This window comes from Massilia sp. Dwa41.01b, from assembly GCF_014171775.1.
In the GTDB taxonomy this organism is placed as follows: Bacteria; Pseudomonadota; Gammaproteobacteria; order Burkholderiales; family Burkholderiaceae_D; genus Telluria.
Genome location: NZ_CP050454.1, coordinates 2,864,666 through 2,886,817, shown reverse-complemented (window position 1 = coordinate 2,886,817; position 22,152 = coordinate 2,864,666). Strand labels below are relative to the sequence as shown.

The following is a 22,152-nucleotide window of genomic DNA, read 5'->3' as shown; positions in this document are numbered from 1 at the left end:
GGCGGCGGGAGCCGGTCACCAGTGTAACGGATGGTTCGTGACAAGGAAACGCTTCCCTGGTCGGAAGGCGCCGCCCAGCGCCCCGACAGCGCGCTTGACGCGGAAAAGCGGTCAGCGTGGCGCCAGGCTCACCTTGACCGGACTCTTCGCCCGCGCCGCCGCCTCGGCCACATACTTCGTCCAGGCCTCCTGCGAGGTGACGCGCCCGGCGCGGTCCCACGCAGCCCCCGCCAGGTAGCGCAAGGGCTTGCCCGATTCCACCTTCGCCAGGACCAGGTGATTGAGCGCGTCCTCGGCGAAACCGGTCGCGCCGGGCAGCACGACGGCCGTCCCCATGGCGCCATTGCTGGCCTGCTGCACCCACTGCAGCAGCGACGGATCCGACTCGCTCTTGACGACCGCGATCTTCGGATCCTGCTTCTTGTCCGAGGGCGTCCTGTTCAGGCCGACGGCCACCGTGATCTGCTGCGGGCCGCTGAAGGTGAAAGTGCTCTCGATCTGGTCGAGCTGGTGGCCGGCGTCGACGGTAAAGCGCTTGGTCTCGGTCACCTGGATGCCGCCGGCGTCCCAGGCATCGTAGCTGAGTTCAAACACGGCACGCACCGGGCCGTTGGCCAGCACCTTCCAGGTCTTGTAGTTGGTGCTGGTGAAGAGCGCGCTGCCGTTCCAGACGCCGGTGCCGCCGCAGCCGCGCGACTTGCCGACGTTGTACTGGTCCATCCCTTCGCCCTCGTCCTTGTGATAGTGGTCGTGGCCCTTGTTGTACCAGCGGTCGACGATGGGGTAGTCGACGCGCTTGAACCACAGGTCGAGGCCACTCGTCACCAGCACTTCCTTGCCGCTGCCCTCAGGCGCCGGGGCCGCGAGCGCCGGGCCATAGGTGCGGTGGCCGATGCGGTCGTTCTCCCACGCGAAGTCGTCCAGGCGCTCCGGCACGTAGCGGGCGAAGGCTTTCGCGGGGAAGACCGGCGCCAGGGTCTCGGTTTTTTCGATCGTGAAGCTGGCCGACTTTTCGCCAGCCGCGAAGTCGTGCTGGAAAATCAGTTCGCCGTAGGCGGCGCCGACGTTCTTCGGGTCCTTCGCCAGCGGCGCCACGTTCGTCACCTGGTGCGGCAGCACGCGCCCCTTCGCATCCTTGACCACCAGGCGCTGGATCAGGGCGCCGGGCAGGGCGCGATTGACTTCAAGCCAGGGGATGGTGATGGTCTCGGATGGGCGGGCCAGCGCGAGGTCGTGGCTGACCGTGACGACCAGGCGCTCGGCGGCCAGGGCGGGTGCCAACGCCGCCAGGGCGGCCAGGCCGGCGAGGGTACAACGCAGATTCATGGTGGACATGTGGCTCTCCGTTCGATCAGTGGTGTTCGCGGTAGTTGGTATCAAAGCCCTTCGGCACGAAGTGATAAGTGCGCACCCGGTGCTCGATGGTGAAGGCCGGGTTGTTCACCAGCTTGATGATTTCCGCGCCTGCCAGCAGTGCCGGACCGTAGCCGTGCAGGGCGTCGACGCTGGCCGGGCGATTGTAGTAGTACACCTGGTCGCTGGCGAAGGTGGTGCCGACGCAGGTGCCCTCGACCTGGCCACGCTCGTTGATGCGGGTCGACAGGCCCGCCCAGCCGGCAATCGCGATCGATCCGTAGGTGGTGGGGCTGACCCAGCCCTGGTTCACCGCGTGGGCGAACACATAGGTGAAGATGGCGCTGGCCGAGGTCTCGAGGTAGGAGTCGTTCCGGTCCAGCATCTGGTGCCAGAGGCCCGTGCCCGACTGGTACTGCGCGATGCCGCGCAGGCTTTTCTTCAGCTGCTCGAGCACTTTCGGGTAGCCAGGATGGTCCTTCGGCAGGACGTCGAGCAGGTCCGACATCGACAGCACCGCCCAGCCGTTGGCGCGGCCCCAGTAGAATTGCGGCGCGTCCGGGTTGTTGGCGTTCCAGCCGTGGGTGTACAGGCCCAGCTGCGGATTGAACATGTAACCCGACATCTGCAGCACGTTCTTCACCGCGTCGTCATAGTAGGCGCGCTTGCCGGTCATGCGCCCGAGTTCGGCCAGGGCGGGCACGCCCATGTACATGTCGTCCGCCCACAGCGAGGCCGCCTGCGGGCGCTGGCGCGCCAGCGTGCCGTCCGCCAGGCGGAACTGCTTGTTGGCGACCCAGTCGCCGCAGACGGCGATCTGTTGCGACAGCTCCGGGCCGACCCTGGCGGCGCGGGCACGCATCATCGCCGCGCACATCGAGCCGGCGTCGTCGAGCGAGCGCGGGTCGAGGAAACGCGAGAAGGCATTCGCGCGCTCGAGGTGGAAGCGTTCTTCCTGGGCGCGGAAGTAGGGCAGTTTTTCAGCGATGAAGTTCAGGTGGCGCGCGGTCAGGTCCGTGAAACGCTTGTCGCCGGTGACCTCCGCGGCCTTGAGCATGCCGGCGTGGACCACGCCCATTTCGTAGACCTGCAGGCCGAAGTCGGCCGGGCCTTCCTCGACGACGGCATCCTTCACCGGAGTCCTGAAGTCGGTAACGGGCGCCCCGGACTTGGTGACGACGCGCGTGGGTGTCTGCGCTTCCATGTAGCCGCGGATGCGGTGCAGGGCGGCAGTGATCTCCGCCGGGACGGGCTTCTTGTAGGGTACCGGGTAAGTGCCTTCGCCCGCGTCCCTGGCGTTCTTGTTGTCCGGATTGCGGTAGGGGCCTTCGGCGGATGCGGCGCCGTGCAGGGCGGCGAACGCGACAAGGGTGGCAAGCAGCTTGGTGGGCAGGTTCATCGTTGTCTCGTATGGATTGTGGTGGAAATCCAAAAGCCGCGGCCTTCTGCTGTCGGATTGCCTTTTTGGTCAGGCCATTCTAATGTGGTCTGACCGCATGCGCAAGGCGGACTAGCCGGTTAATGATTTTTCATGGCATACTCGCAGCCATCGCAGCATTCATTTCGAACCCCACCAGGAAGAACCGGCATGACGCACACTCCACCCTCCAAACCATTCAAGCGCATCCTGCTCACGGGCGCCGCGGGCGGCCTCGGTCGCGTGCTGCGCGAACGCATCCAGCCCTGGGCAGACGTCGTGCGCCTGTCCGACCTGGCCCCGATGGGCGAGGCAGGCCCGAACGAGGAAATCGTGCAGTGCGACCTGGCCGACAAGGCGGCTGTATTGTCGCTGATGGAAGGCGTCGATGCGGTGCTGCACTTCGGCGGCATCTCCACCGAGGCGCCGTTCGAGGACATCATGCAGGCCAATATCCTCGGCGTGGCCAACCTGTATGAAGCCATCCAGAAGCACGGCGTGAAGCGCGTGATCTTCGCCAGCTCGAACCACGCGGTCGGCTACTACAAGACCACCGACATGCTCGACGCCAGCATGCCCGCGCGCGCCGACAGCATGTACGGCATCAGCAAGTGCTTCGGCGAGACCATGTCGCGCTACTACTACGACCGCTTCGGCGTCGAGACGGTGTGCATCCGCATCGGTTCGAGCTTCCCGGAGCCGGTCAACAAGCGCATGATGAGCACCTGGTTCAGCTATGACGACCTGCTTGAAATGCTGCGCTGCTCGCTGTTCGCTCCGCGGGTCGGCCACACCATCGTCTTCGGCATGTCGGACAACCGCAGCGTCTGGTGGGACAACCGCTTCGCGCGCCACCTCGGCTACAAGGCCAAGGACAGCTCGGACCTGTTCGCACACAAGTTCGCCGATACCTCGGAGTTCCCCGAGAAGGACGACGTGACGACGATCTACCAGGGCGGCAAGTTCCTGCTCGACGGGCCGATGTACCGCTGATGCAGCCGCCAGCCGCACTGCAGGTCGTCACGCTGCGCAGCAAGCGGCTGCAGGCCGAAGTGCTGCCTGGCGCCGCGGGTGGCCTCGGCCGCCTCGACTGGCTGGGCGCCGGCGGCGCGGAACCGGTGCTGCGTCCTTATGTGCACGTGGAGGGCGCACCGCCGCCGACGACCTCGCAGCTGGCCTGCTTCCCGCTCGTGCCCTGGTCGAACCGCATCGACCCGAGCGGTTTCGTGTTCGAGGATAGAAAGGTCGCGCTGGAAGCGAACCGTCCCGGCGAACCCTGTCCCATCCATGGGGACGGCTGGCAGCATCCCTGGCGGGTGGAGGCGCACTGCGGCAGCAGCGTCAGCTTGCACCTCGACCGACGCGACGGGACACCATTTTCCTATGCGGCGCGGCTGCGCTACCTGCTGACCGACAGCGCGCTGCAGGTCACGCTGGAAACGACCAACACCGGCACGGCCGCGCTGCCCTTCGGGCTCGGCCTGCATCCCTGGCTGCCGCGCCGTTCCGGCGTCACGCTGCAGGCAGGGGCGCGCGGCACCTGGAATCGCGGGCCGCTCGGCTTGCCCGCGGATGGCATCGACCTGCCCGCGGCCTGGGATTTCGCGCAGGCGCGCGCGCTGCCCGGCGAGTCCGTGGACCACGTGTTCCGCGGCTGGGACGGGCGCGCCATCGTCGCCTGGCCGGACAGCCGGCTGGCGCTGGAGATCGTGGCCGACATGGATTACTTCATCCTCTACACGCCGGTCGGCAGGGACGTCTTCTGCTTCGAGCCGGTGGACCATGCGATCAACGCCCACAACCTGCCGGGCGGCCCGGCGCATAACGGCCTGACGATACTGGCGCCCGGACTTACACTGCGCCGGCGCGTGGCCTTCCGCGTCCACGACCAATCCGGAGAAACCCGATGAACTTGCGCCTGACCGCGAGCGCCGCCATGGCCATCGCAGCCCTGAGCCTGCCGGCGGCGGCAGAACCGGCGGCGCCGGCCGACAGCTACACCGCTGAAACCACGTACGCCAGGCTGGTGGGGCGCTACCCCTTCATCACCGTCGCCAGCCGCGAGGCGCCGGCAACAGTCGAGGTGCTGCGCGACCTCACCTATGTACGCCATGGCGAGCGCGCGCTGCAGCTCGACCTGTATCTCCCGGCGAAGCGCGGCACTGTGCGCCTGCCTGCGATTGTGCTGGTGCACGGCGGCGGCTGGCGCACGGGCGTACGCACGAACTTCGCGCCGATGGCGATCCGCATGGCCGAACGCGGCTATGCGGCGGCCACGGTCAGCTACCGGCTCTCGGGCGAAGCCCCGTACCCGGCCGCCATCGTCGACGTGAAGGCGGCGCTGCGCTGGGTGCGCACCAACGCGGCGCAATACGGCATCGATCCGGGGCGCATCGCCGTGGGCGGCGGCTCGGCAGGCGGACAGATTGCCAGCCTGGTGGGCGTTACCGACGGCATCGCGCGTTTTGATGCGGCGGCGCCTGGCGCGGTCTCGAGTGCGGCGCAGGCGATCGTGAATATCGACGGGCTGTCCGACTTTACTTCGGAGGCGGCGCGCAAGTACGAGGACGACCCGGCCAGGAAGCCGTCGGCGGCGGGCGCCTGGTTTGGCGGACGCTATGCGGAAAAAGCAGCGCTGTGGCGCGAAGCCTCGCCGACGTTCTACGTGAACCGGCAGACGCCGCCGATCCTGTTCATCGGCAGTGACCAGCCGCGTTTCTCGGTGGGACGCGACGAGATGATCGCCAGGATGACCGCCGCGGGCGTGCCCAGCCGCGTGGTCGTGCTGCCCGAGACGCCGCACAGCTTCTGGCTGTTCGACCCCTGGCTGGCGCCGACGGTGGAGGCGACGGTGCGCTTCCTGGATGAGCACATGGGTGCGAAGCAGCGCTAGCGTACGGTTTAGCCGCCGGTGCGGAACCGCGTGGGCTCGGAGCGCCCACCCTACAGAAGCTGCCCGCGCAGGGTTTGTAGGGTGGGCGCCCTGTGCCCACGTGGTAACACCGTTCGGATGCCCATACGGCGTGGGCACAAGTGCCCACCCTACGAAACCGCGCGTGCAGGCGTAGGGTGGGCTCCCCGAGCCCACGCGGTACCACCGCCACTACTCACGGCGCCGGATCCCACCCCTGTCCGCCGCCAAATCCGGCGAAGATGCTCGCCCGGCTGCCAAAGCGCGCCTCCACTTCCTCGGCCGTCATGAGGTAGCCGCCCACGCGCTTCGACAGGTCCAGCGGCTTGCCCGCCAAATCGGTCGAACCATACTCACGCCAGCCCTGCGCTGCATTTGCCATCGCAGGATGCGGCGCCGGCTCGCGGTTCACGCCCGCGCCGGCCCAGCCGACGGGCGCGATGTGCTCTCCCATCCGGCAATTGACGAACGCCACGTTGTCCCAGGTCGATGCCGTGCCCGGGCTGCGCGCCAGGTAGGTGGCGCCGCTTGGGACGCCATTGCCCTTCGGACCAGGCCCATGCGTGAGCACGCTGTCCAGGAACACGAAGCCGGGGTCGGTTGCCGTCACCGTGCGCGCCTGTACCAGGTAGCCGCCCGATTGCGGGTTGCCGCTGTCGCCGACCGTACGCAGTTCGCTCGCCTCGAACAGGGCCGCGCGGTTCGCGCCCCAGATGAAGTCGACATTGCCCTCGACGAGGGTGCGATGGAACCAGGCATAGCCCTTCACCTGGATCGTGTCCTGCTCGCTGTAGAAGCTGGCATTTTTCGCCACCAGGCGGCCGCTGTCGGTATTGAAGTAGACCGTCTCGGCCTGGCCCGAACGCGTGTCCCCGCGCCGGGTGGTATTGCGAAGGGTGAGGTTTTCCAGGGTCAGCAGGTCCGCTTCCTCGACGGACAGCAGCGGGCGCCCGCCGGTGAACGATGGCGAAGCGGCGCCCTGGCTGGCGCCCGAACCGGGGTTGATGCCGTCGTTGTTCAGGGCCTCGATGACGACGCCGTCGCGGCTTTCGCCCCGGATCGTCACGTTGTCCTTGCCGAGGATGAAGAGCAGTTCGTCGTAGCGGCCATTGTGCACGTCGACCGTGACCGGCGCCGCCTTCGGGAAGGCGCGCATGGCGTGGTTCACCGCGCCCTGCACGGTGCGAAAGTCCGCGGCGCCGTCGTCGTCCACGCGCAGGACCGCGCCGGCAGGCGGCGCGTCGGCGGTGCGGAAGTGCCAGCCGCCTTTGCCGATGCCGGCGAAAGGCTGGCCGCCAATCGCCGCGTCGAGGAAGGCGCCGCCCTCGGCCATGACGTAATAGGCGGTGCCATAGGCGAGCGTGCCCGCGTGCGGGCGGACCAGCACCGTGTCGCCCTCGACCGTGATCGGGGTCATGCGCAGGTAGCGCGAGCGCGGCTGGGCCGGGTAGCCGATGGCGCGCACTTCCTCGCCCAGGCGGACGATATCGACGAGGGCATCGTCGCCCGCGCGGAAGATGCGCACCGATCCCGCGGCGGCCAGCCGGGGTGCGCGGTCGAAGCGGATGCGTAGCGGCGTGTCGGGCGGCACCGCGGTGGCGCCCACGGCTGGCTGGACGGCCTGGGCGATTGCGACGGTGCTCCCGCCGGCCGGTGCGGAGAAGGCCGCCGTCACGGTTGCCGTCAGCGTGCTTTGCAGCGCGGGGTCATGCACGCCTGCCAGTACGATGGCCGCACTGCCGGGCGCTTTTGGTGTGATGGTGATGCCGCCTGGCGCAGGCGTGACTTCCACCACCGCCGGGTTGCTCGACGTGGCGCGGAAAGCCAGGCGCGAAACGCCATCGCTGGCAAGGGCACTGACGGCCAGGTGCTGCGCCGGGTCTCCCGCCTGCGCGGTGAATGCCTGGCTGGCCAGTGACGGCGCAATGCGTGCGGGCTGTACGCCCGGGACGCCTGCACGCAGGTCGTCGAGCTCGATGCCGCCGCCACGGGCCAGCAGCCCGACGCGGGCGCTCGGTGCGCTGAACGCAGGCTGCGGCGCGGTCGTGATCTTTTCGCCATCGAGATACACCGCCAGCAGCGAGGGCGTCATCTCCAGGCGCAGCATGGCGAAGCGGCCGTCGGCAGGGCGCGCGCGCGGCGCGCGCTTGAGCGTCTTCAACACGCCATCCTGCATGCGCAGCAGCTGGATCTGCACGGTGTCGGTCCCAGGCAGCTGCTCGACGCCGGCGCCGACCCAGTTGCGCGCGTCGACATGGCGTCCGATCAGGTAGAACTGCTGGGTGGCGCGGGCTGGCTGCAAGCGCACACGCGTCTCGACGAAGGCGTTGTCCTGCACGAGCGTGGCCAGCTTCGGCTGTCTTGCCAGGACCATGACGCGCCCGGTGCCCGTCATGCGCAGCACCTGGTTCCGCGCGCCGTCCGGCTGTGCGGCCAGGCCGGCATCGCTGCCGGCCTGGCGCTCCCAGTCGCCAGCACGGGTGCGCTCGAAACCGTCGCAGAACAGGAAATCCGCCGTGGGGCAGCCGGCGACGGCTACCCGCTCGACCAGCTTGCCGGTGCCGGCGGTGGCCAGCACATGGGCGCGCACCGCCTCGGCCGGGCGCGGCGAGAACGGGTAGGGAACGGTCCAGGCGGGCGAGCCGGACGCGCCGCAGGCACCAAGCGGCGCGCCATTGAGGAGCGAACCGCTGTCGGTGAACACGCCGCCCTCCTGCGGGTCCGCCCCTCGGCCTCGAAGCTGCGCACCGCATCCAGGCAGGAACGGGCGCCGGCGATATCGAAGGCATTCGCCTGCGAGACGATGCGCGCGCGCCGGGCCACACCCACGCCGTACTCGTACTTGTAGACCGGATGCTTGCGGTCGCCCACGTGGTAATTGTTGAAAAGGTGGACCTGGCCGAAGCGCACGCGCGGCGCGCGGCTGGCGATGTGCTCGAACAGGTTGTTGCTGAGGGTGACACGCAGGTGGCCGCTGTCGCCGACCGCCTTGTCGCTGGCGCCGATCAGCATGTTCTTCTGGTGCAGGGCGAAGCGGTTGTAGGACACCGTCACGAAATCGGCACCGTCGCGGATGTCGAGCGTGCCGTCGTGGCATTGCTTGTGCTTGCCGTTCTCGACCGGCTGGCGGTCGTCGAGGAAGGGCGCGTCGGTGAAGCTGTTGTGGTCGACCCAGACGTGGGTGGCCCCAACGATCGAGATACTGTCGAACTCCGCGTTCCAGTTGCCCTCGCGGCCATCCTTCGGGTCCCAGACGGGAGCGACGTCGCAGGGATTACGGAAGTTCAGGTTGCGGATGATGACCTGCGAAACCTTCGAGACCATCAGGTGGGCGTTGACGAAGCCGGCCCGCGGTCCCAGGCCGATCAGGGTCGTGTTACTGCGCAGGCGCACCTCGCCCCGCTCGGCCTGGTCGGCGGTACTCGTGTAGGGGCGCCCTTCGCTCATGTCGAGGATGCCCTGCACGGCGACGATGCGTGGCGCACCGTTCCTGTCGGCCAGGGCGGCGCGCAGCTGCGCCGGGGTGGCGACCGTGAACACGCGGGCGGGTACGGCTTCGAGGCCGCCGCGGGTGCCGCCTTCCTGCGCCGCCCAGCCGTCCAGCGGTGCTTCTTCGCGCGCCGCCGGGAAGGGAGGGCGCTGCCAACGCGCTGCCGGCGAGGGAGGCCAGCAGGAGCAGGGTGAGGGAAGTGTGCTTCATGTGGCGCTTCGACCCCATCATGGTTGAGGGACCGTGTGCGGTGCCGCTGCCTTCAGGCTGCTCGCCATGGCGGGGAACAGGCGTACCAGCTCGCCGGCGACCATACCTGAAAACAGCCCGGCACCCTTGGGACCGAGGTGCGTGCGGTCGAAGGCGCTTTTCGGCGTGCCCTGCGGCTCGGTGCCGGGCGCGGGCGAAGCCGCCCCATAGTCGGCGGGTCGCGGGGCCTGTGCCAGGGTATCGGCTTCGTCCTGGCCCATCTTCTGGACGGCGGCCGCGCTGAGCGCGTTCAGGTCGATCAGCGCTGCCTTGCGCTCGATTGCCACGCGGCGGGTGGCGGCCGCCCAGGGCGCCAGGTCGTCCTTCAGGTAGTTGCCCTTGAAAGACCGGCGCGTCAGCGGCGTGACCAGCACCGGCACGCCGCCGGCGGCGACGGTGTCGGTGACATAGCGATCGATATTGGCGGGGAACTGCGTCACCAGGTCGGTCGAGCGGCCCGGCTTGCCCGGCTGGTCGTTATGGCCGAACTGGACCAGCACATAGGTGGCTGCGAACGAGGCACCATCCTTCAGCAGCGCCTGGACCTCGTCCCAACGCCCTTCGGCACGGAAGCTCCCGGAACTGCGCCCGCCGCGTGCCAGGTTGATGCAGCTGGTTTCAAGCGTGAAACGCGCGCACAGGGCGTCGCCATAGCCGGATCTGGTGGCCATGGTGGAGTCGCCGACGAGGATGATGCGGACGGCTTTGGCGGGGGCGGGACCGGCGGCGGTCGCGGGTGCCGCGAGAAAGGAAAGGGCGAGCAGGGTCGCGGGGTACTTCATGCGGGACCTCCGGGGAAAAACAGGGTGGACAGAGAACCCGTCCACCCCACGCGTTCAAGCTTAGAACGTGTAATCCGCACGCACCGTGAAGGTACGGCCGATCGGCTTGGCGATGTTACGCGCAAACACGACACGCGAGGACAGGCGCTGGTTCGACAGGGGCGGGTCGGTGTCGAACAGGTTGTTCACGCCGCCACCGATCTTGAACTTGTCCGACACCTTGTAGCTGGCCGTCAGGTTGTAGACGCTGTAGGGCTCGATCACGTTGTAGAACGGCTGGCCCGGCTTCTGGGTCGGCAGGGCGTTGGTGTCTTCGTAGCTCGACGAGTACTGCTGCGTCAGCTGGGTGAACAAGGGGCCATAGGTCCAGTTCACGCGCGCCGTGTGCTTCCATTTGAAGACATAGGTGTTCGACGAGGTCGAGCCGGTGGCCAGTGCGCCCACGCGGCCGACGACATCGATCCACTCGCTGCCCACTTCGTTCTGGCCTTCGTACTTGTCGGTGAAGGTGCCGTCGAGCGAAGCGCCGAAGCGGCCCCAGTTCGCGGTCGGCAGCAGGTAGCTCATGCCGATGTCGATGCCCTGGGTTCTCAGGCCGCCCATGTTCAGGCGCGTCTTGGTGATGTACTGCAGCGTGCCGTCCGGGTTACGCACGAACAGGTCCTGGTACTGGCCCAGGTTGTTGAAGATGGTCGGCTCGTCGATCTGCGCGATCGTCCTGGTCATGTCGATCTTCCAGAAGTCGACGGTGGCCATGAAGTTCTTGAATGGCTCGACCACGAAACCGATCGTATAGGTCTTCGATTTTTCCGGCTGCAGGTCCGGGTTCGCGCCTGTCAGCGTGGTCAGGCGCGTGTTGCAGACGCGCGAAGGATCGAGGTTCAAACCGGCGTAGCGGGGATCCGTGGTCACCTGGCCGGTGCCGGCGGCGCCTGGCGTGGCGCTTGGGCACAGCAGCGGGTCGTCCCAGCTGAACGAGGACGCCGTCAGCGTGCGCGGCGTGCCGTACAGTTCCGGCAGCGTCGGCGCGCGGAAGCCCGTGCTGACGGTACCGCGGATCATGACTTCCTTCAAGGGCTGGTAGCGGAAGCTGGCCTTCGGATTGAAGGTCGAGCCGAAGTCGCTGAAATGGTCGCCGCGGACGGCGAAATTCAGGTTCAGCTGCTTGGTGACGGGCGCATCGAGTTCGGCATACAGGCCGGCCACCTTGCGCGATCCGCTCGGGTTGCGGCCAGGGCTGCCCGAAATCTTGTAGACCACCTCGTTGCCGAGCATGTTCATGTCTTCTTCGAAGGTCTCGCGGTGCCAGTCGCCGCCGATGGCCAGCCCGAGCGAGCCGCCTTTCAACTCCATGAAGGTGCGCGAGAGGTTGAAGTCGGCGCCGTAGTAGCGCACGTCGGCTTCGCGGTAGGTCTGGCCGTCGGCCGAGATGCTTTCCAGGTAGGCGCGGCCGGCCTCGTCCTGCGGGCCGAAGGGGTTCAGCGTGCCGTTGGCCACGCCCGCATACAGGCCGGGCGTCTTCACGAAGCCGCTTTTCAGGCCGACGTCGCGGTGGCTGTAGGCGTAGGACGCGCCGACGCGGTAGTCCCAGCCCTTGAAGTCGCCTTCGTCGGCGGCCACCAGGCGGTGGTTCGTCTGCACGTCGTGGCTGACGACGCCGCCCAGTTCGTCCAGGCTCCAGTTCAGCGCCAGGTCCTGGCCGGTGACGCCGGCCACGGCGGGCACGCCGCCGCTGCCGCCCGGGTACCATTTGCTGGCCTTGGTGATCATCAGCGGACGGCGGCCGGACGAGCCGTTCAGGAGGTCATAGTCGACGTTCGCACCGAAAGGCTGGGGCGCGTCGCCCGCGTCGATGTAGGAGCGCGCCAGTTGCAGTTCGACCGAGAACACCTTGCCGTCGCCGTGCGCCAGGCTGCCCTTGGTGAACAGGGTGGTCTGCGCCGCTTCCGGCAGCAGTTCCGGGTACAGGGTCGGATCGGTGACGCAGGTGCGGCTGCCCGCGCCCGAGGCGCGCGTCGACGGGATCGTGGTCTGGGTCGCGAAGGGGCTGGCGCAGCCGGCCGCGAAATACGGGTTGCCCGTGGTGCTGGTCGGCTTGCCGTTCGCGTAGACCGTGTAGTTGGCCGGCGAGGCGGCACCCACGCTCGAGGAGTTCGGCACGAAGGCGGTGCCGCCCAGCTTGACGATGGTGGCCGGGTCGGTGATGCCCGGGCGGTCCTTCTGCAGCAGGCGAGTGCGCTTCTGGGTGTCGAAGGCGGTATAGATGTTCCAGCCGTCTTCGGCCAGGTCGCCCTTGCCGGCAACGAAACCGAAGCGGCGCTGCTGGCCGCCGCCCTGGTGCTCGGGCTCGACGACGCTCGCGCTCACGGACACGTCCTTGATCGACTTCTTCGTGATGAAGTTCACCACGCCGGCGATGGCGTCGGTGCCGTACAGGGCGGAGGCTCCGTCGCGCAGCACTTCGACGCGCTCGATGGCGGCCATCGGGATCACGTCGACGTTGACGGAACTGTCGCCGAGCGCCTCGTTGGCGAGACGACGGCCGTTCAGGAGCACCAGGGTGCGGTTGGTATTGAGGCCGCGCATGTTGATCATGGTGCCGCCGCCACCGCCGCCAACCGGCTCGTTGGTCGAGGCAACCGTCAGGGCGGTGGCCACTTCCGACATCGTCGTCAGGCCGCGGTTGGTCAGCTCTTCGGCCTTGATCGTGGTGAGGGGGAGGGCGTTTTCGGCGGCGAGGCGCTTGATCGAGGAGCCCGTGACTTCGACGCGCTGCATCGGGGCGTCCGCGGCGGCCGCGCTATGCGCCAGGGTCAGGACCGCGACGGTGACGGCGGTGAGAATGAAGCGCTGTTCGGCCGTGCGTGGGCCGATGATGTTGCTCTGGTGTTTCACTACGTGTCTCCTGCGTGTGATCGTGGGTAGCGTCCGGGTGTTTCCCCGAATCGCACGAATGGGTACCTCGCGTACCCGTGCCGTCGTGACGAGAGCAAATCGCCGAGGTCACGGCCGGTCGATGCCAGTACTGGTGCGGCATGCGCCGCTGCTGCCAGTCCGCCTTGAGGAGTTTCCCCAGTCAATTCCTCAGGCAAATTATTAGTGTGCGGACAATTGTACTTTGGTCGGGCCAGTTCTGCAATCTGGACGAGCCAGTTATTTTTCGGCCTGAACAAACTGGCAAAAGTGGCCGTGCCACCCGCGTTCCCAACTGCGCGACCGGAGCAGCCTGGCTTCGAGGTGATCGCTTGCCACGGGACCCTATCCGGGCATGCTGTATGGACAAGGTCCGTTCGGCCCCCTATAGTCCAGCTCGACATTCAAGGGACAAGCACGCGTCTTTTCGAACGCACTGGCCTTTACCGGAGGAGACATCGATGATGCACCGAGCAAGCAGGCGGGCATGCACCATGCTGGCGGCCTGCGCCGCTGTCCTGTGGGCGTCCGGCGCCGCCGCGGCGGGCGCGGACTACCTCACCCTGAGCGAGCGTTACGGGACCCATACCGTCCTGGGCGCCGCGCCGGCCATCAAAATCGGCAAGGCCGTGATGGTGCGGGTATTGAGGCACAGGCCCGCAGACAAGGAAATCGCGACCGAACACTTCCTGCTTGCCTGCGACGGCAGCTGGATGACCGATAATTTTGCCTACCTTGCGGTCGCTTCCACTTCCGGGATACCCGACTTCGCAGCCGCCGAACGCCAGAGCATCGCGCAGATGCCCGCCGTGATCCAGGCCGCGCACAATTTTTCGATGCAGGATCAGGACCCCTACGAGGTTGGCCCGCTCATCAAGAAACAGCTGCCGCGCATCTGTGCGCAAGCGCGGCCGGCGCGTGCGGGAATGCTGGTGCCCATTACCGAGACCGACGAATTCGACGGCCAGCTGCTCGTCTTCAGCATCCTGCCCAAACCCGTCCTGGTCAAGGGCGACCGCGTACGGGCCTGGTTCCGCACGACCATCCACACCCAGGGGAGCAGGCAGGGCAAGACGCCGGCCCCGGCCATTCCGACCGGCGAATACTGGATGACGCTGAAGGAAGTCGATTGCAAGGCGCCGCGCGCGGCGGAGCTCGAACGGATCGTCCATGGCGGAGACAAGCCCGGGCGCACCGTGTGCACGAAGTGCGGGACGCCGGCCCTGGAGCCGGTAAAGGAGCATTCGATTGGCGACGCCGAGCGCAAGATGGCGTGCCGCCTGTTCGGTCCGCCGGGAGCGGCGCTGCCGCTGTAAGCCACGGTTCTCGCTGCTGGAGTGCAAGCGCACAGGCGCGGCGCCACGTACGGCCGCCGTCGCCTCCTTGAGCGGATCTTCAATGAGGGCGGGCGCGGGCGCGGCTCCTTACCCGCGCGAGAAGGTACGCGTCACGCGGTCGAGGTGGGCGCGCATCGCGGTCTTGGCGCCGGCGACGTCGTGTGCCGCAATCGCCGCGAAGATGTTGCGGTGGTCGATCAGGGTCTGCTGGCGCAATTCCTCGGTCTGGAAGTGTTCCTTCAGCTTGTGCCAGAGCGAGCCGCGCTGGCTCCACAGGTATTCGATGACGCCGACCATCGCGCTGTTGCCGGTGGCGCGGGCGATTGCCAGGTGGAAGTTGCGGTCGGCCGATTCGTTGCCGCTGCGTTCCTCGTGGTGTTGCTCCATCTCCATGACCGCTACCAGGATGGCGTCGATGGCGGAAGCGCTGGCATGCTTGGCCGCCAGCGCCGCGACCTCGACTTCGATCAGGCGGCGCGCGGCCAGCACCTCGAAGGGACCGGGGCCGGCGGTGACGGCTTCCGCCACGGGCGTCGCCTGCTCGCTGACATACACGCCCGAGCCGCCGCGCACTTCCACCGTGCCGCCCAGTTCCAGCGCGATCAGGGCTTCGCGCAGCGAGGTGCGGCTCACGCCCAGCTTGGTCGCGAGGTCGCGCTCGGAGGGCAGGCGCTCGCCGGGACGGATGTTCTCGGCGCGGATCAATTCCTCGATCTTGCCCGATACTACCCGGTACAGGCGCGGCTCATTGGCACTGGCTTCGTTCAGCGCGGCGGTTTTCTTCATGTGTGCTTCAATCCTGGATGAATGATGGGCCGGCGCCGCGATGCAGGGGCCGCTGCCAATCTGCGGAATCTTAGTTTGCTACGGTTAAGCTTGCAAGCGGATTAAGGGCTTTTTCCGCACGCGCGTTCGCTGCGGATTCATGGCCGCCTTACTTCTCGCGCGTTTCGGCGTCTTCCTGGGCGCGGCGCAGGCGTTCGCGGCTGTTGCTCAGGTGGGTACGCATGGCGGCGCGTGCGCTGTCCGGGTCGCGCCGCGCGATCGCATTGTAGATGTCCTCGTGCTCGTGGATCACGCGTTCCGGGTAGTGCGCCGGGTCGTCATGGGCCAGGCGCGCCGAATTCAGGCGCGCGCGCGGGATGATGTTGGTGCCCAGGTGGCCGAGGATGTCGTGGAAATAGCGGTTGCCGGACGCCTGCGCCAGCAGCAGGTGGAACTGCATGTCGGGGCCGACCGTCTCGCGCCCGGCGCGCGCGCATTCGTGGAAGCTGTCGAGCGCGCTGCGCAGTTGCGCCAGCTGCTCCTCGCTGCGGCGGTTGGCGGCCAGGCCGGCGGCCTCGGTCTCGAGGCTGATGCGCAGTTCCAGCAGGGCCAGCACGTCGCGCATCGTCACCACGGTGGCCGGATCCAGTCCCATCGGGGCAGGCGCAGGTTCCAGCACGAAGGTGCCGATGCCGTGGCGGGTTTCAACCAGGCTGGAGGCCTGCAGGTGCGAAATGGCTTCGCGCACCACCGTGCGGCTCACGCCCAGCTGGCGCATGATTTCCGACTCGGTCGGCAGCTTGTCGCCCGGTTTCAGGCTTCCCGCGCGGATGCTGTCGCTCAGGTGGGCAACGACGCCCTGGGCCAGGTTGCGGTGGCGTTTCAGGGGAACGGGCGGGAGCGGCGTTGCGGTCATGGGGGACATCGGGCGGATTGATCGTGGTGACCGGATTATACGCCGGGCCCTTGTCTGATGACAGACGACAAGACCACATGCTGCCGCCTATCGCTGCGCGGCCGCCCCCGGCAGGGCGGCCCCTCAATAGCGCCGTACCAGCGCCGCATGCTGCAGCTCGCGCTCCGCGCCGGGGTCGGCCAGCCACACGATCTTCCCGGCGACGACGGCCGCCACCGGCACGCCGTCGCGGAACAGGATGCGGTTGCCGGCCAGCGCCGGGACCTTGTCGCCGGGCAGCAGGGTGCCGCACAGGTTGAGCGGGTCGACCCCGGACACGCAGACCAGGCTGCCCTCCGGCGGCCGGCGCCGTACTTCGCGCAGGGCGGGAATCGCCTCCGGCAGCGCGAACTGCTCGCCCGAGAAGCCGGCCACGAAACGCCCGCCGCGGATCTCGCCGCGCGCTTCCAGGCGATGGTAGACCGGCAGCAGTTCGCGCCAGGACGGCAGCCAGGCCGCTTCCCGTTCCAGCAGGCGCCAGAACATGACGCCATAGCGCCGCAGCAGGGTCATGGCGACGTGCTCCGGGGTTTCGGGGGCGAGGCGGCGCCGGGCGGGCGGCGTGTCCGCGCCTTCCTCCGGCACGACGCGGCGTACCAGCGCCCAGCGGCCTGCTTCCTCCATCGACGGGCCGGCGCCGCGCCGGCGCTTGCGGTCCATGCTGGCGCGCCTGGCGACCGGGGCCAGCATCGCGCGCAGGCCGGCAAAACTGTCGGCGTTCACCAGGCCGGTGGCCACGAGTTCGCCAGCGCCGCCTCCAGTTCGACCGGCATCATGCGCGTGTCGAACTGCAGTTCGTCGAGGAACATGGCGCCATGGCGGCGCAGCACCTCCAGCACCTTTAGCGCGCGCGGCGACATCTCGGGCGGACCGGCGGGCAGGGGCACTTCATGCCATAGCGCGGCCTGGCGCCGCGGCAGCAGCACGATCGGGGTCGTGCGCACGGGGCCGCCGGCGGCCGAGCGCGGCGCATCGATGCGGGTCCAGACGATTTTCCCGGAGCGGCACAATTCGTCCAGCCAGTAGCCGAAATAATCGCGCACGCGCAGCGCCAGCAGTTCGCTTTCCCGGGCGCCGGCGGGGGCCTCGAAGCCCTCGAGCTGGGCGACGGCCAGCGGCAGCGCGTCCTGGCCGCGCCAGCCGGTATCCACGGTGAGATGCTGCCAGTCGAACAGGAAGCGCAGGAAGTCGCGCACCTCGACCGGTTCGATCTCGCGGCGCAGGCCGCGGATGGTGGCGCGGTGGATGCGGGCCAGCAGGTGGCGTTCGCACCATTGTTCGTCTTGCGCGCCCGGCGTGAAGCGGCCGCGCAGGACATAGCCTTCGCTTTCCAGCCGGACCGGGGCGATCGCGGCCTCGCCTTCGCCCAGGGCCAGCGGCGCGGCGATGGCGGCGATCGTCTGCGGGCCGAAGCCGGACAGGCGCGCGCGCAGCACCTCGACCAGGGCATCGTCGCGCGTCCACGGCGCGCCGCCATTGCCGCGGTGGCTGGCAGGCACCCGCAGGGCGGGCGTGGCGCGCGCCCCGGCCAGGCCGCCTGCGCGCAGTCGAGGCGCTCCAGCGCGACCCAGGCGTCCAAGCCCTCGCCTTGCAGGCGCGTAGCGCGCCCGGCCGCCGCCAGCTCGTCCAGCCAATCCGGCCAGCCTTGGCGATCCAGGCTTTCCCGCTGGGTCACGCAACCGAGCGCCACCAGCGCTTCCTGCACTTCGTCGGCATGGCGCGCGGGCGGCCAGGCCTCGCCGGCCACCGTGGCGATGGCATCGGCGTCGAGCGCGCCCAGGTCGTCGCTGGACGCCGGATCGCTCCAGCGCCGGTTCAGCACGGCCTGGGTGCGGCGCTCCTCGAGCGGCGCGTCGTCGAGGAAAGCGTAGGGGCGGGCGTTGAGGATTTCGGCCGCCAGCAGCGAGGGCGCCGGCAGGTCGCGCGCGACGAGCTTGATGTCGCCATGTTCGATGCGGCGCAGCAGGGCCAGCCAGCCTTCGCTGTCCATCGCCTCGTGCAGGCAGTCGTCCAGGGTCTGGTCGATCAGCGGGTGGTTCGGCAGTTCGCGGTCGCCGGCGATGTTTTCCAGGCAGGCGGCGCCGTCCGGGAAGATGGTCGCCAGCAGGTCGTCGCTCTTCATGCGCTGCAGCTGCGGCGCCACCTTGCGCCCGCCGGCAAAACGCGGCAGGGCCAGGGCCGTCGTGGCGTTCCAGCGCCAGCGCACGTTGAACAGCGGCGCGTCCAGCAGCGCCTGCACCAGCACCGGCTCGGCGCTGCCGGCGCGCAGGTAGCGCCATACTTCCTCTAACGGGAAGCTGTGGGCCGTCGAGAGCGACAGGATGATGGCGTCCTCCGTCGCCGCGGCTTGCAGCTCGAAGTTGAAGCTGCGGCAGAAGCGCTTGCGCAGGGCCAGGCCCCAGGCGCGGTTGATGCGGCTGCCGAAAGGGCTGTGGATCACCAGCTGCATGCCGCCTGACTCGTCGAAAAAGCGCTCCATCACCAGCGTGTCCAGGGTCGGCAGGGCGCCGAGGGGCCGCCCGTGCGCGCGCCAGGTAGTCGACGATCTGGCCGGCCGCGTCCTCCTTCAGGCCAAGGTGCTCGGTCAGCCAGCCGGTCGCGCGGTCGAGGGCTTCCTCGCCGCTGGAGGAGGCCAGTTCGCGCTCGACCTCGGCGCGCAGGCGTGCCACGCCGTGCGAAAGTTCGTCGCTGCGCCCAGGCGCCTCGCCATGCCAGAACGGGATGTTCGGCGCCGCGCCATGTGCATCCTCGACCCGTACCTTGCCCGACTCGACCTTCATGATGCGATACGATGTGTTCCCGAGCTGGAAGACGTCGCCGGCCAGGCTCTCGACGGCGAAGTCCTCGTTGACGGTGCCGACCGACAGGCCTTGGGGTTCGAGCAGCACCGTGTAGTCGGCGTTCTCGGGAATCGTCCCGCCGGAGGTGACGGCGGCCAGCTTGCCGCCGCGGCGCGGGCGCAGCGAGCGGGTGGCGGCGTCGCGGTGGATGTAGGCGCCGCGGATGCCGTTCCTGGTGCTGTAACCCTCGGCCAGCATGCGCAGCAGCGCGTCGAAGCGCTCGCGCGGCAAGTCCGCGTAGGGCTGGGCGCGCCGCACCAGCGCAAACAGCGCGTCCTCTTCCCACTCGCGCGAGCCTACTTCGGCCACGATCTGCTGGGCCAGCACGTCGAGCGGTGCGCGCGGAATGCGCAGCAGGTCCAGTTCGCCACGGCGCACGCAGTCGAGCAGGGCAGCGCATTCGACCAGGTCGTCGCGCGAGGTCGGGAACAATCTCCCCTTGGGCATGCCGCCCACGAAGTGGCCCGAACGCCCGACCCGCTGCAGGAAAGCGGAAATGCTGCGCGGCGAGCCCACCTGGCAGACCAGGTCGACGTCGCCGATGTCGATGCCCAGCTCCAGCGAGGCGGTCGCCACCAGCACGCGCAGGTCACCGCGTTTCAGGCGCTGTTCGGCATCCAGGCGGCTCTCCTTGGTCAGGCTGCCGTGGTGGGCCGCCACGTGCCCGGCGCCCAGGCGGTCACCAGGTGACGCGCGATGCGCTCGGCCATGCGTCGGGTGTTCACGAAAATGAGGGTGGTCCGGTGCAGCACCACCAGCTCCATCATGCGGTCGTAGACGCGCTCCCAGACCTCGTTCGGCATCACCGGCTCGAGGGGCACCGGCGGCAGTTCCAGCCCGAGGTCGCGCGCACGCACGTGGCCGACGTCGACCAGCGCGCAGTCCTGTCCCGCGCCGACCAGGAAGGACGCGACGAGCGCGAGCGGCTTTTGCGTCGCCGACAGGCCAATGCGCACGGGCGGGCGGGCGGCCGCACAAGGCATCGAGCCGCGCCAGGCTGAGTGACAGGTGGCTGCCGCGCTTGCTGCCGGCGACCGCGTGGATCTCGTCGACGATCACGGTTTGAACGTTCGACAGCATGGCGCGGCCGCTGTCGGAGCCGAGCAGCACGTACAGGGACTCGGGGGTCGACACCAAGATGTGCGGCGGGCGCTTGCGCATCGCGTTGCGCTCGGCCGTGGTGGTGTCGCCGGTGCGCACGGCGCTGCGGATGCCGTGCGGCGGCAGGCCCATCGCCGCCAGTTGCTCGTCGATGCCCGCGAGCGGCGCCTGGAGGTTGACGCGGATGTCGTTCGACAGCGCTTTCAGGGGCGAGACATAGAGCACGCGGGTGGCGTCCGCCAGCGGCTGCTCCGCGCTTTCCTGACCAGCGCGTCGATCGCAGCCAGGAAGGCGGTCAGGGTCTTGCCCGAGCCGGTGGGGGCGGCCACGAGGGTCGCGCGCCCCGCCTGGATCGGCGGCCAGGCGCGCAGCTGGGCCTCGGTGGCGGCCGGGAAACTGGCAGCGAACCAGGCCTGCACGGCCGGGTGAAAGGCATGGCGCTGGCTGGTTGGCAGGGAGCGATCGTTCATGCAACGCCAGATGGGGCCGATCGCCGGATTGGCAAGATGGAAATGCGCAGCGGAGATGCCCGGGAGGCTTGCCTCCCGGACGAGGTGCGCCCGGCTCGACAATTGAGCGGCTTGCCATCGGCACGCTCGACACCACGACCCAGGCCAGGCGGCGGTCCGGCAGATAGCTCATCGACATGTCCTCGCCGGCCGGACCGCGCTTGAATTCCATCCGCACCTTGCCGTCGCGCGAGGCGAACTGGCAGGGCGCTACCGCGTACAGGCGGATCGGCTGTTCATTGTCGATCCTGGCGTCGATGTGCGCGGGGCGGGGCGTACTTTCACCCGGACGGTGGACATCGGCCCGGTATCGGGTTGCGGGCAGGGCAGGTTCTGGGCTGTGGCGCCCGCGGCCAGGACGGACATGGAAGCGGGAAACAGGAAAGAGTATGGACGCATGATGATTCCTGCACGAAGCACGAACGTCGTCAGGCAGGCGCCGCACAGGGCGGCGTCCTGGCCCGTCCGGACTGCCGCAATGCCGCGATCAAAGGGAATGCGGGTCATTGCGGTCCAGGGCGGCATCCCTGGATCGCAAGCGGGCTGGCGCCGGCATCACGAAACAATCTCGTTCCGGATGAAGCCGGACAGGGAGGAAATGAGGGCGGGCCGGCGGCAGGGCGTTCGTCGAATTTGCTAGACTGTCGCCTTTGTTCGCAAGGAATCCTTCAATGCCGTCCCATCCGCCCGAGTTGCGCGCCGGCGCGCTGGCCTGCCTGCTCCAGACCGACCCTGCCATCAAGGTAGGCGGTGTCGCCGCGCTGGCAGGCGCCTACGCCGACGGCCTCGTCACGCTTGCGCCGCGCGCCGTGCTGGAGCCGGCCAGTGCCATCCCGGGGCGTCCGGACAAGCCTGAATTGGTACCGCCGCGCCTGGTCGGGCGGCGCTCGATGGCAAGCGTCGAGGGCCGCGCCATGCTGGTGCATGCGCTCGCGCACATCGAGTTCAACGCGATCAACCTGGCGCTCGACGCGCTGTGGCGCTTTCCCGGCATGCCGAATGCTTATTACCTCGACTGGCTGCGCGTGGCGAAGGAAGAGGCTTACCACTTTTCCCTGCTGTCCGACCACCTGAAGGCGCTGGGTTACGCCTATGGCGACTTTCCGGGCCACGACAGCCTGTGGGAGATGGTCGAGAAGACCCGCGGCGACGTGCTGGCGCGCATGGCGCTGGTGCCGAGGACGCTGGAAGCACGCGGGCTGGACGCGATCCCACCGCTGCGTGCCAAGCTGGCCCAGGCCGGCGACGCGGTGGCCGCCGCCATCCTCGACATCATCCTGCGCGACGAGGTCGGCCATGTGGAGATCGGCAACCGCTGGTACCTGCACCTGTGCGCCGAACAGGGGCGCGAGCCGGTCTCCACCTACGAGGTCTTGACGGTGCAGTACAAGGCGCCGGTGCTGAAGGGGCCCTTCAACATCGAGGCGCGGCGCCGTGCCGGTTTCAGCGCAGAGGAACTGGCACGCCTGGCGTGAAGCGCTGCGCAGCGCTCCATTCGCCCGGCCAATCCGCATCCGTGCCCGCCCGCGC

Annotated in this window: 13 protein-coding genes and 1 pseudogene; 5 read left to right on the top strand and 9 right to left on the bottom strand. The window is 68.6% G+C overall.

Annotated elements, in window-relative coordinates; genetic code table 11:
• Positions 1 to 111 precede the first annotated feature (111 nt).
• Together G4G28_RS13260 and G4G28_RS13255 are read right to left on the bottom strand one after the other, a co-directional pair.
• A complete protein-coding gene (locus G4G28_RS13260; protein ID WP_229425059.1) occupies positions 112 to 1,335 on the bottom strand; it encodes a DUF4861 family protein in 1,224 nt (407 codons plus the stop codon).
• A gap of 16 nt (positions 1,336 to 1,351) precedes the next feature.
• Positions 1,352 to 2,752: a glycoside hydrolase family 105 protein gene (locus tag G4G28_RS13255; protein WP_182988616.1), complete on the bottom strand. Its 1,401-nt coding sequence runs from the start codon at positions 2,750 to 2,752 to the stop codon at positions 1,352 to 1,354.
• Positions 2,753 to 2,941: 189 nt separating this feature from the next.
• Between G4G28_RS13255 and G4G28_RS13250 the strand changes: the two genes are divergently transcribed.
• The 3 genes from G4G28_RS13250 to G4G28_RS13240 are packed head-to-tail and all read left to right on the top strand — an operon-like array spanning position 2,942 to position 5,663.
• Entirely contained in the window at positions 2,942 to 3,763 is an 822-nt protein-coding gene (locus G4G28_RS13250; protein WP_182988615.1) for an NAD(P)-dependent oxidoreductase, read from the top strand.
• On the top strand, positions 3,763 to 4,680 hold the full coding sequence (locus G4G28_RS13245; protein ID WP_182988614.1) for an aldose 1-epimerase: 918 nt from the start codon (positions 3,763 to 3,765) through the stop codon (positions 4,678 to 4,680). The genes G4G28_RS13250 and G4G28_RS13245 overlap by 1 nt, the downstream gene beginning before the upstream one ends.
• On the top strand, positions 4,677 to 5,663 hold the full coding sequence (locus G4G28_RS13240) for an alpha/beta hydrolase (protein ID WP_183107438.1): 987 nt from the start codon (positions 4,677 to 4,679) through the stop codon (positions 5,661 to 5,663). Before G4G28_RS13245 ends, G4G28_RS13240 begins: the two co-directional genes overlap by 4 nt.
• Positions 5,664 to 5,877: 214 nt before the next feature.
• Here the strand turns inward: G4G28_RS13240 and G4G28_RS29175 are convergent, their stop codons facing one another.
• The 4 genes from G4G28_RS29175 to G4G28_RS13225 form a co-directional block, all read right to left on the bottom strand.
• On the bottom strand, positions 5,878 to 6,837 hold the full coding sequence (locus G4G28_RS29175; protein WP_374039798.1) for a pectinesterase family protein: 960 nt from the start codon (positions 6,835 to 6,837) through the stop codon (positions 5,878 to 5,880).
• Between the two features lie 1,379 nt (positions 6,838 to 8,216).
• Positions 8,217 to 9,221 (bottom strand): polysaccharide lyase family 1 protein, encoded by a 1,005-nt coding sequence (locus tag G4G28_RS26180; protein WP_229507620.1) that lies wholly within the window; start codon positions 9,219 to 9,221, stop codon positions 8,217 to 8,219.
• Between the two features lie 177 nt (positions 9,222 to 9,398).
• Entirely contained in the window at positions 9,399 to 10,202 is an 804-nt protein-coding gene (locus G4G28_RS13230; RefSeq protein WP_183107436.1) for a rhamnogalacturonan acetylesterase, read from the bottom strand.
• Between the two features lie 60 nt (positions 10,203 to 10,262).
• Complete coding sequence (locus G4G28_RS13225) at positions 10,263 to 13,097, bottom strand: TonB-dependent receptor (protein ID WP_182988611.1); 2,835 nt, start codon at positions 13,095 to 13,097, stop codon at positions 10,263 to 10,265.
• Between the two features lie 479 nt (positions 13,098 to 13,576).
• Here G4G28_RS13225 and G4G28_RS13220 point away from each other — a divergent pair, with 479 nt between their 5' ends.
• The gene (locus G4G28_RS13220; RefSeq protein ID WP_182988610.1) at positions 13,577 to 14,431 is read left to right on the top strand and encodes a hypothetical protein; all 855 of its coding nucleotides are present in this window, start codon (positions 13,577 to 13,579) and stop codon (positions 14,429 to 14,431) included.
• A gap of 108 nt (positions 14,432 to 14,539) precedes the next feature.
• Here G4G28_RS13220 and G4G28_RS13215 read toward each other — a convergent pair whose 3' ends face one another.
• From G4G28_RS13215 to G4G28_RS13205, 3 genes and pseudogenes are all read right to left on the bottom strand, one after another.
• Entirely contained in the window at positions 14,540 to 15,238 is a 699-nt protein-coding gene (locus G4G28_RS13215; protein ID WP_182988609.1) for a FadR/GntR family transcriptional regulator, read from the bottom strand.
• 148 nt (positions 15,239 to 15,386) lie between these two features.
• On the bottom strand, positions 15,387 to 16,142 hold the full coding sequence (locus tag G4G28_RS13210; protein WP_202033845.1) for a FadR/GntR family transcriptional regulator: 756 nt from the start codon (positions 16,140 to 16,142) through the stop codon (positions 15,387 to 15,389).
• A 114-nt stretch (positions 16,143 to 16,256) separates the two neighbouring features.
• A pseudogene (locus G4G28_RS13205) lies at positions 16,257 to 20,583 on the bottom strand (DEAD/DEAH box helicase).
• 710 nt (positions 20,584 to 21,293) lie between these two features.
• On the opposite strand from G4G28_RS13205, the gene G4G28_RS13200 reads away from it, so the two are divergent.
• Positions 21,294 to 22,097, top strand: a complete 804-nt coding sequence (locus G4G28_RS13200) for a ferritin-like domain-containing protein (RefSeq protein ID WP_182988607.1) — start codon at positions 21,294 to 21,296, stop codon at positions 22,095 to 22,097.
• The last annotated feature ends 55 nt before the right edge of the window (positions 22,098 to 22,152 follow it).

Excerpts from the sequence above, each read along its gene's own strand:
- G4G28_RS13260 (WP_229425059.1), bottom strand. The coding sequence starts at position 1,335 with ATGTCCACCATGAATCTGCGTTGTACCCTCGCCGGCCTGGCCGCCCTG.
- G4G28_RS13255 (WP_182988616.1), bottom strand. The coding sequence starts at position 2,752 with ATGAACCTGCCCACCAAGCTGCTTGCCACCCTTGTCGCGTTCGCCGCC.
- G4G28_RS13250 (WP_182988615.1), top strand. The coding sequence starts at position 2,942 with ATGACGCACACTCCACCCTCCAAACCATTCAAGCGCATCCTGCTCACG.
- G4G28_RS13245 (WP_182988614.1), top strand. The coding sequence starts at position 3,763 with ATGCAGCCGCCAGCCGCACTGCAGGTCGTCACGCTGCGCAGCAAGCGG.
- G4G28_RS13240 (WP_183107438.1), top strand. The coding sequence starts at position 4,677 with ATGAACTTGCGCCTGACCGCGAGCGCCGCCATGGCCATCGCAGCCCTG.
- G4G28_RS29175 (WP_374039798.1), bottom strand. The coding sequence starts at position 6,837 with ATGCGCGCCTTCCCGAAGGCGGCGCCGGTCACGGTCGACGTGCACAAT.
- G4G28_RS13230 (WP_183107436.1), bottom strand. The coding sequence starts at position 10,202 with ATGAAGTACCCCGCGACCCTGCTCGCCCTTTCCTTTCTCGCGGCACCC.
- G4G28_RS13220 (WP_182988610.1), top strand. The coding sequence starts at position 13,577 with ATGATGCACCGAGCAAGCAGGCGGGCATGCACCATGCTGGCGGCCTGC.
- G4G28_RS13215 (WP_182988609.1), bottom strand. The coding sequence starts at position 15,238 with ATGAAGAAAACCGCCGCGCTGAACGAAGCCAGTGCCAATGAGCCGCGC.
- G4G28_RS13210 (WP_202033845.1), bottom strand. The coding sequence starts at position 16,142 with ATGTCCCCCATGACCGCAACGCCGCTCCCGCCCGTTCCCCTGAAACGC.
- G4G28_RS13200 (WP_182988607.1), top strand. The coding sequence starts at position 21,294 with ATGCCGTCCCATCCGCCCGAGTTGCGCGCCGGCGCGCTGGCCTGCCTG.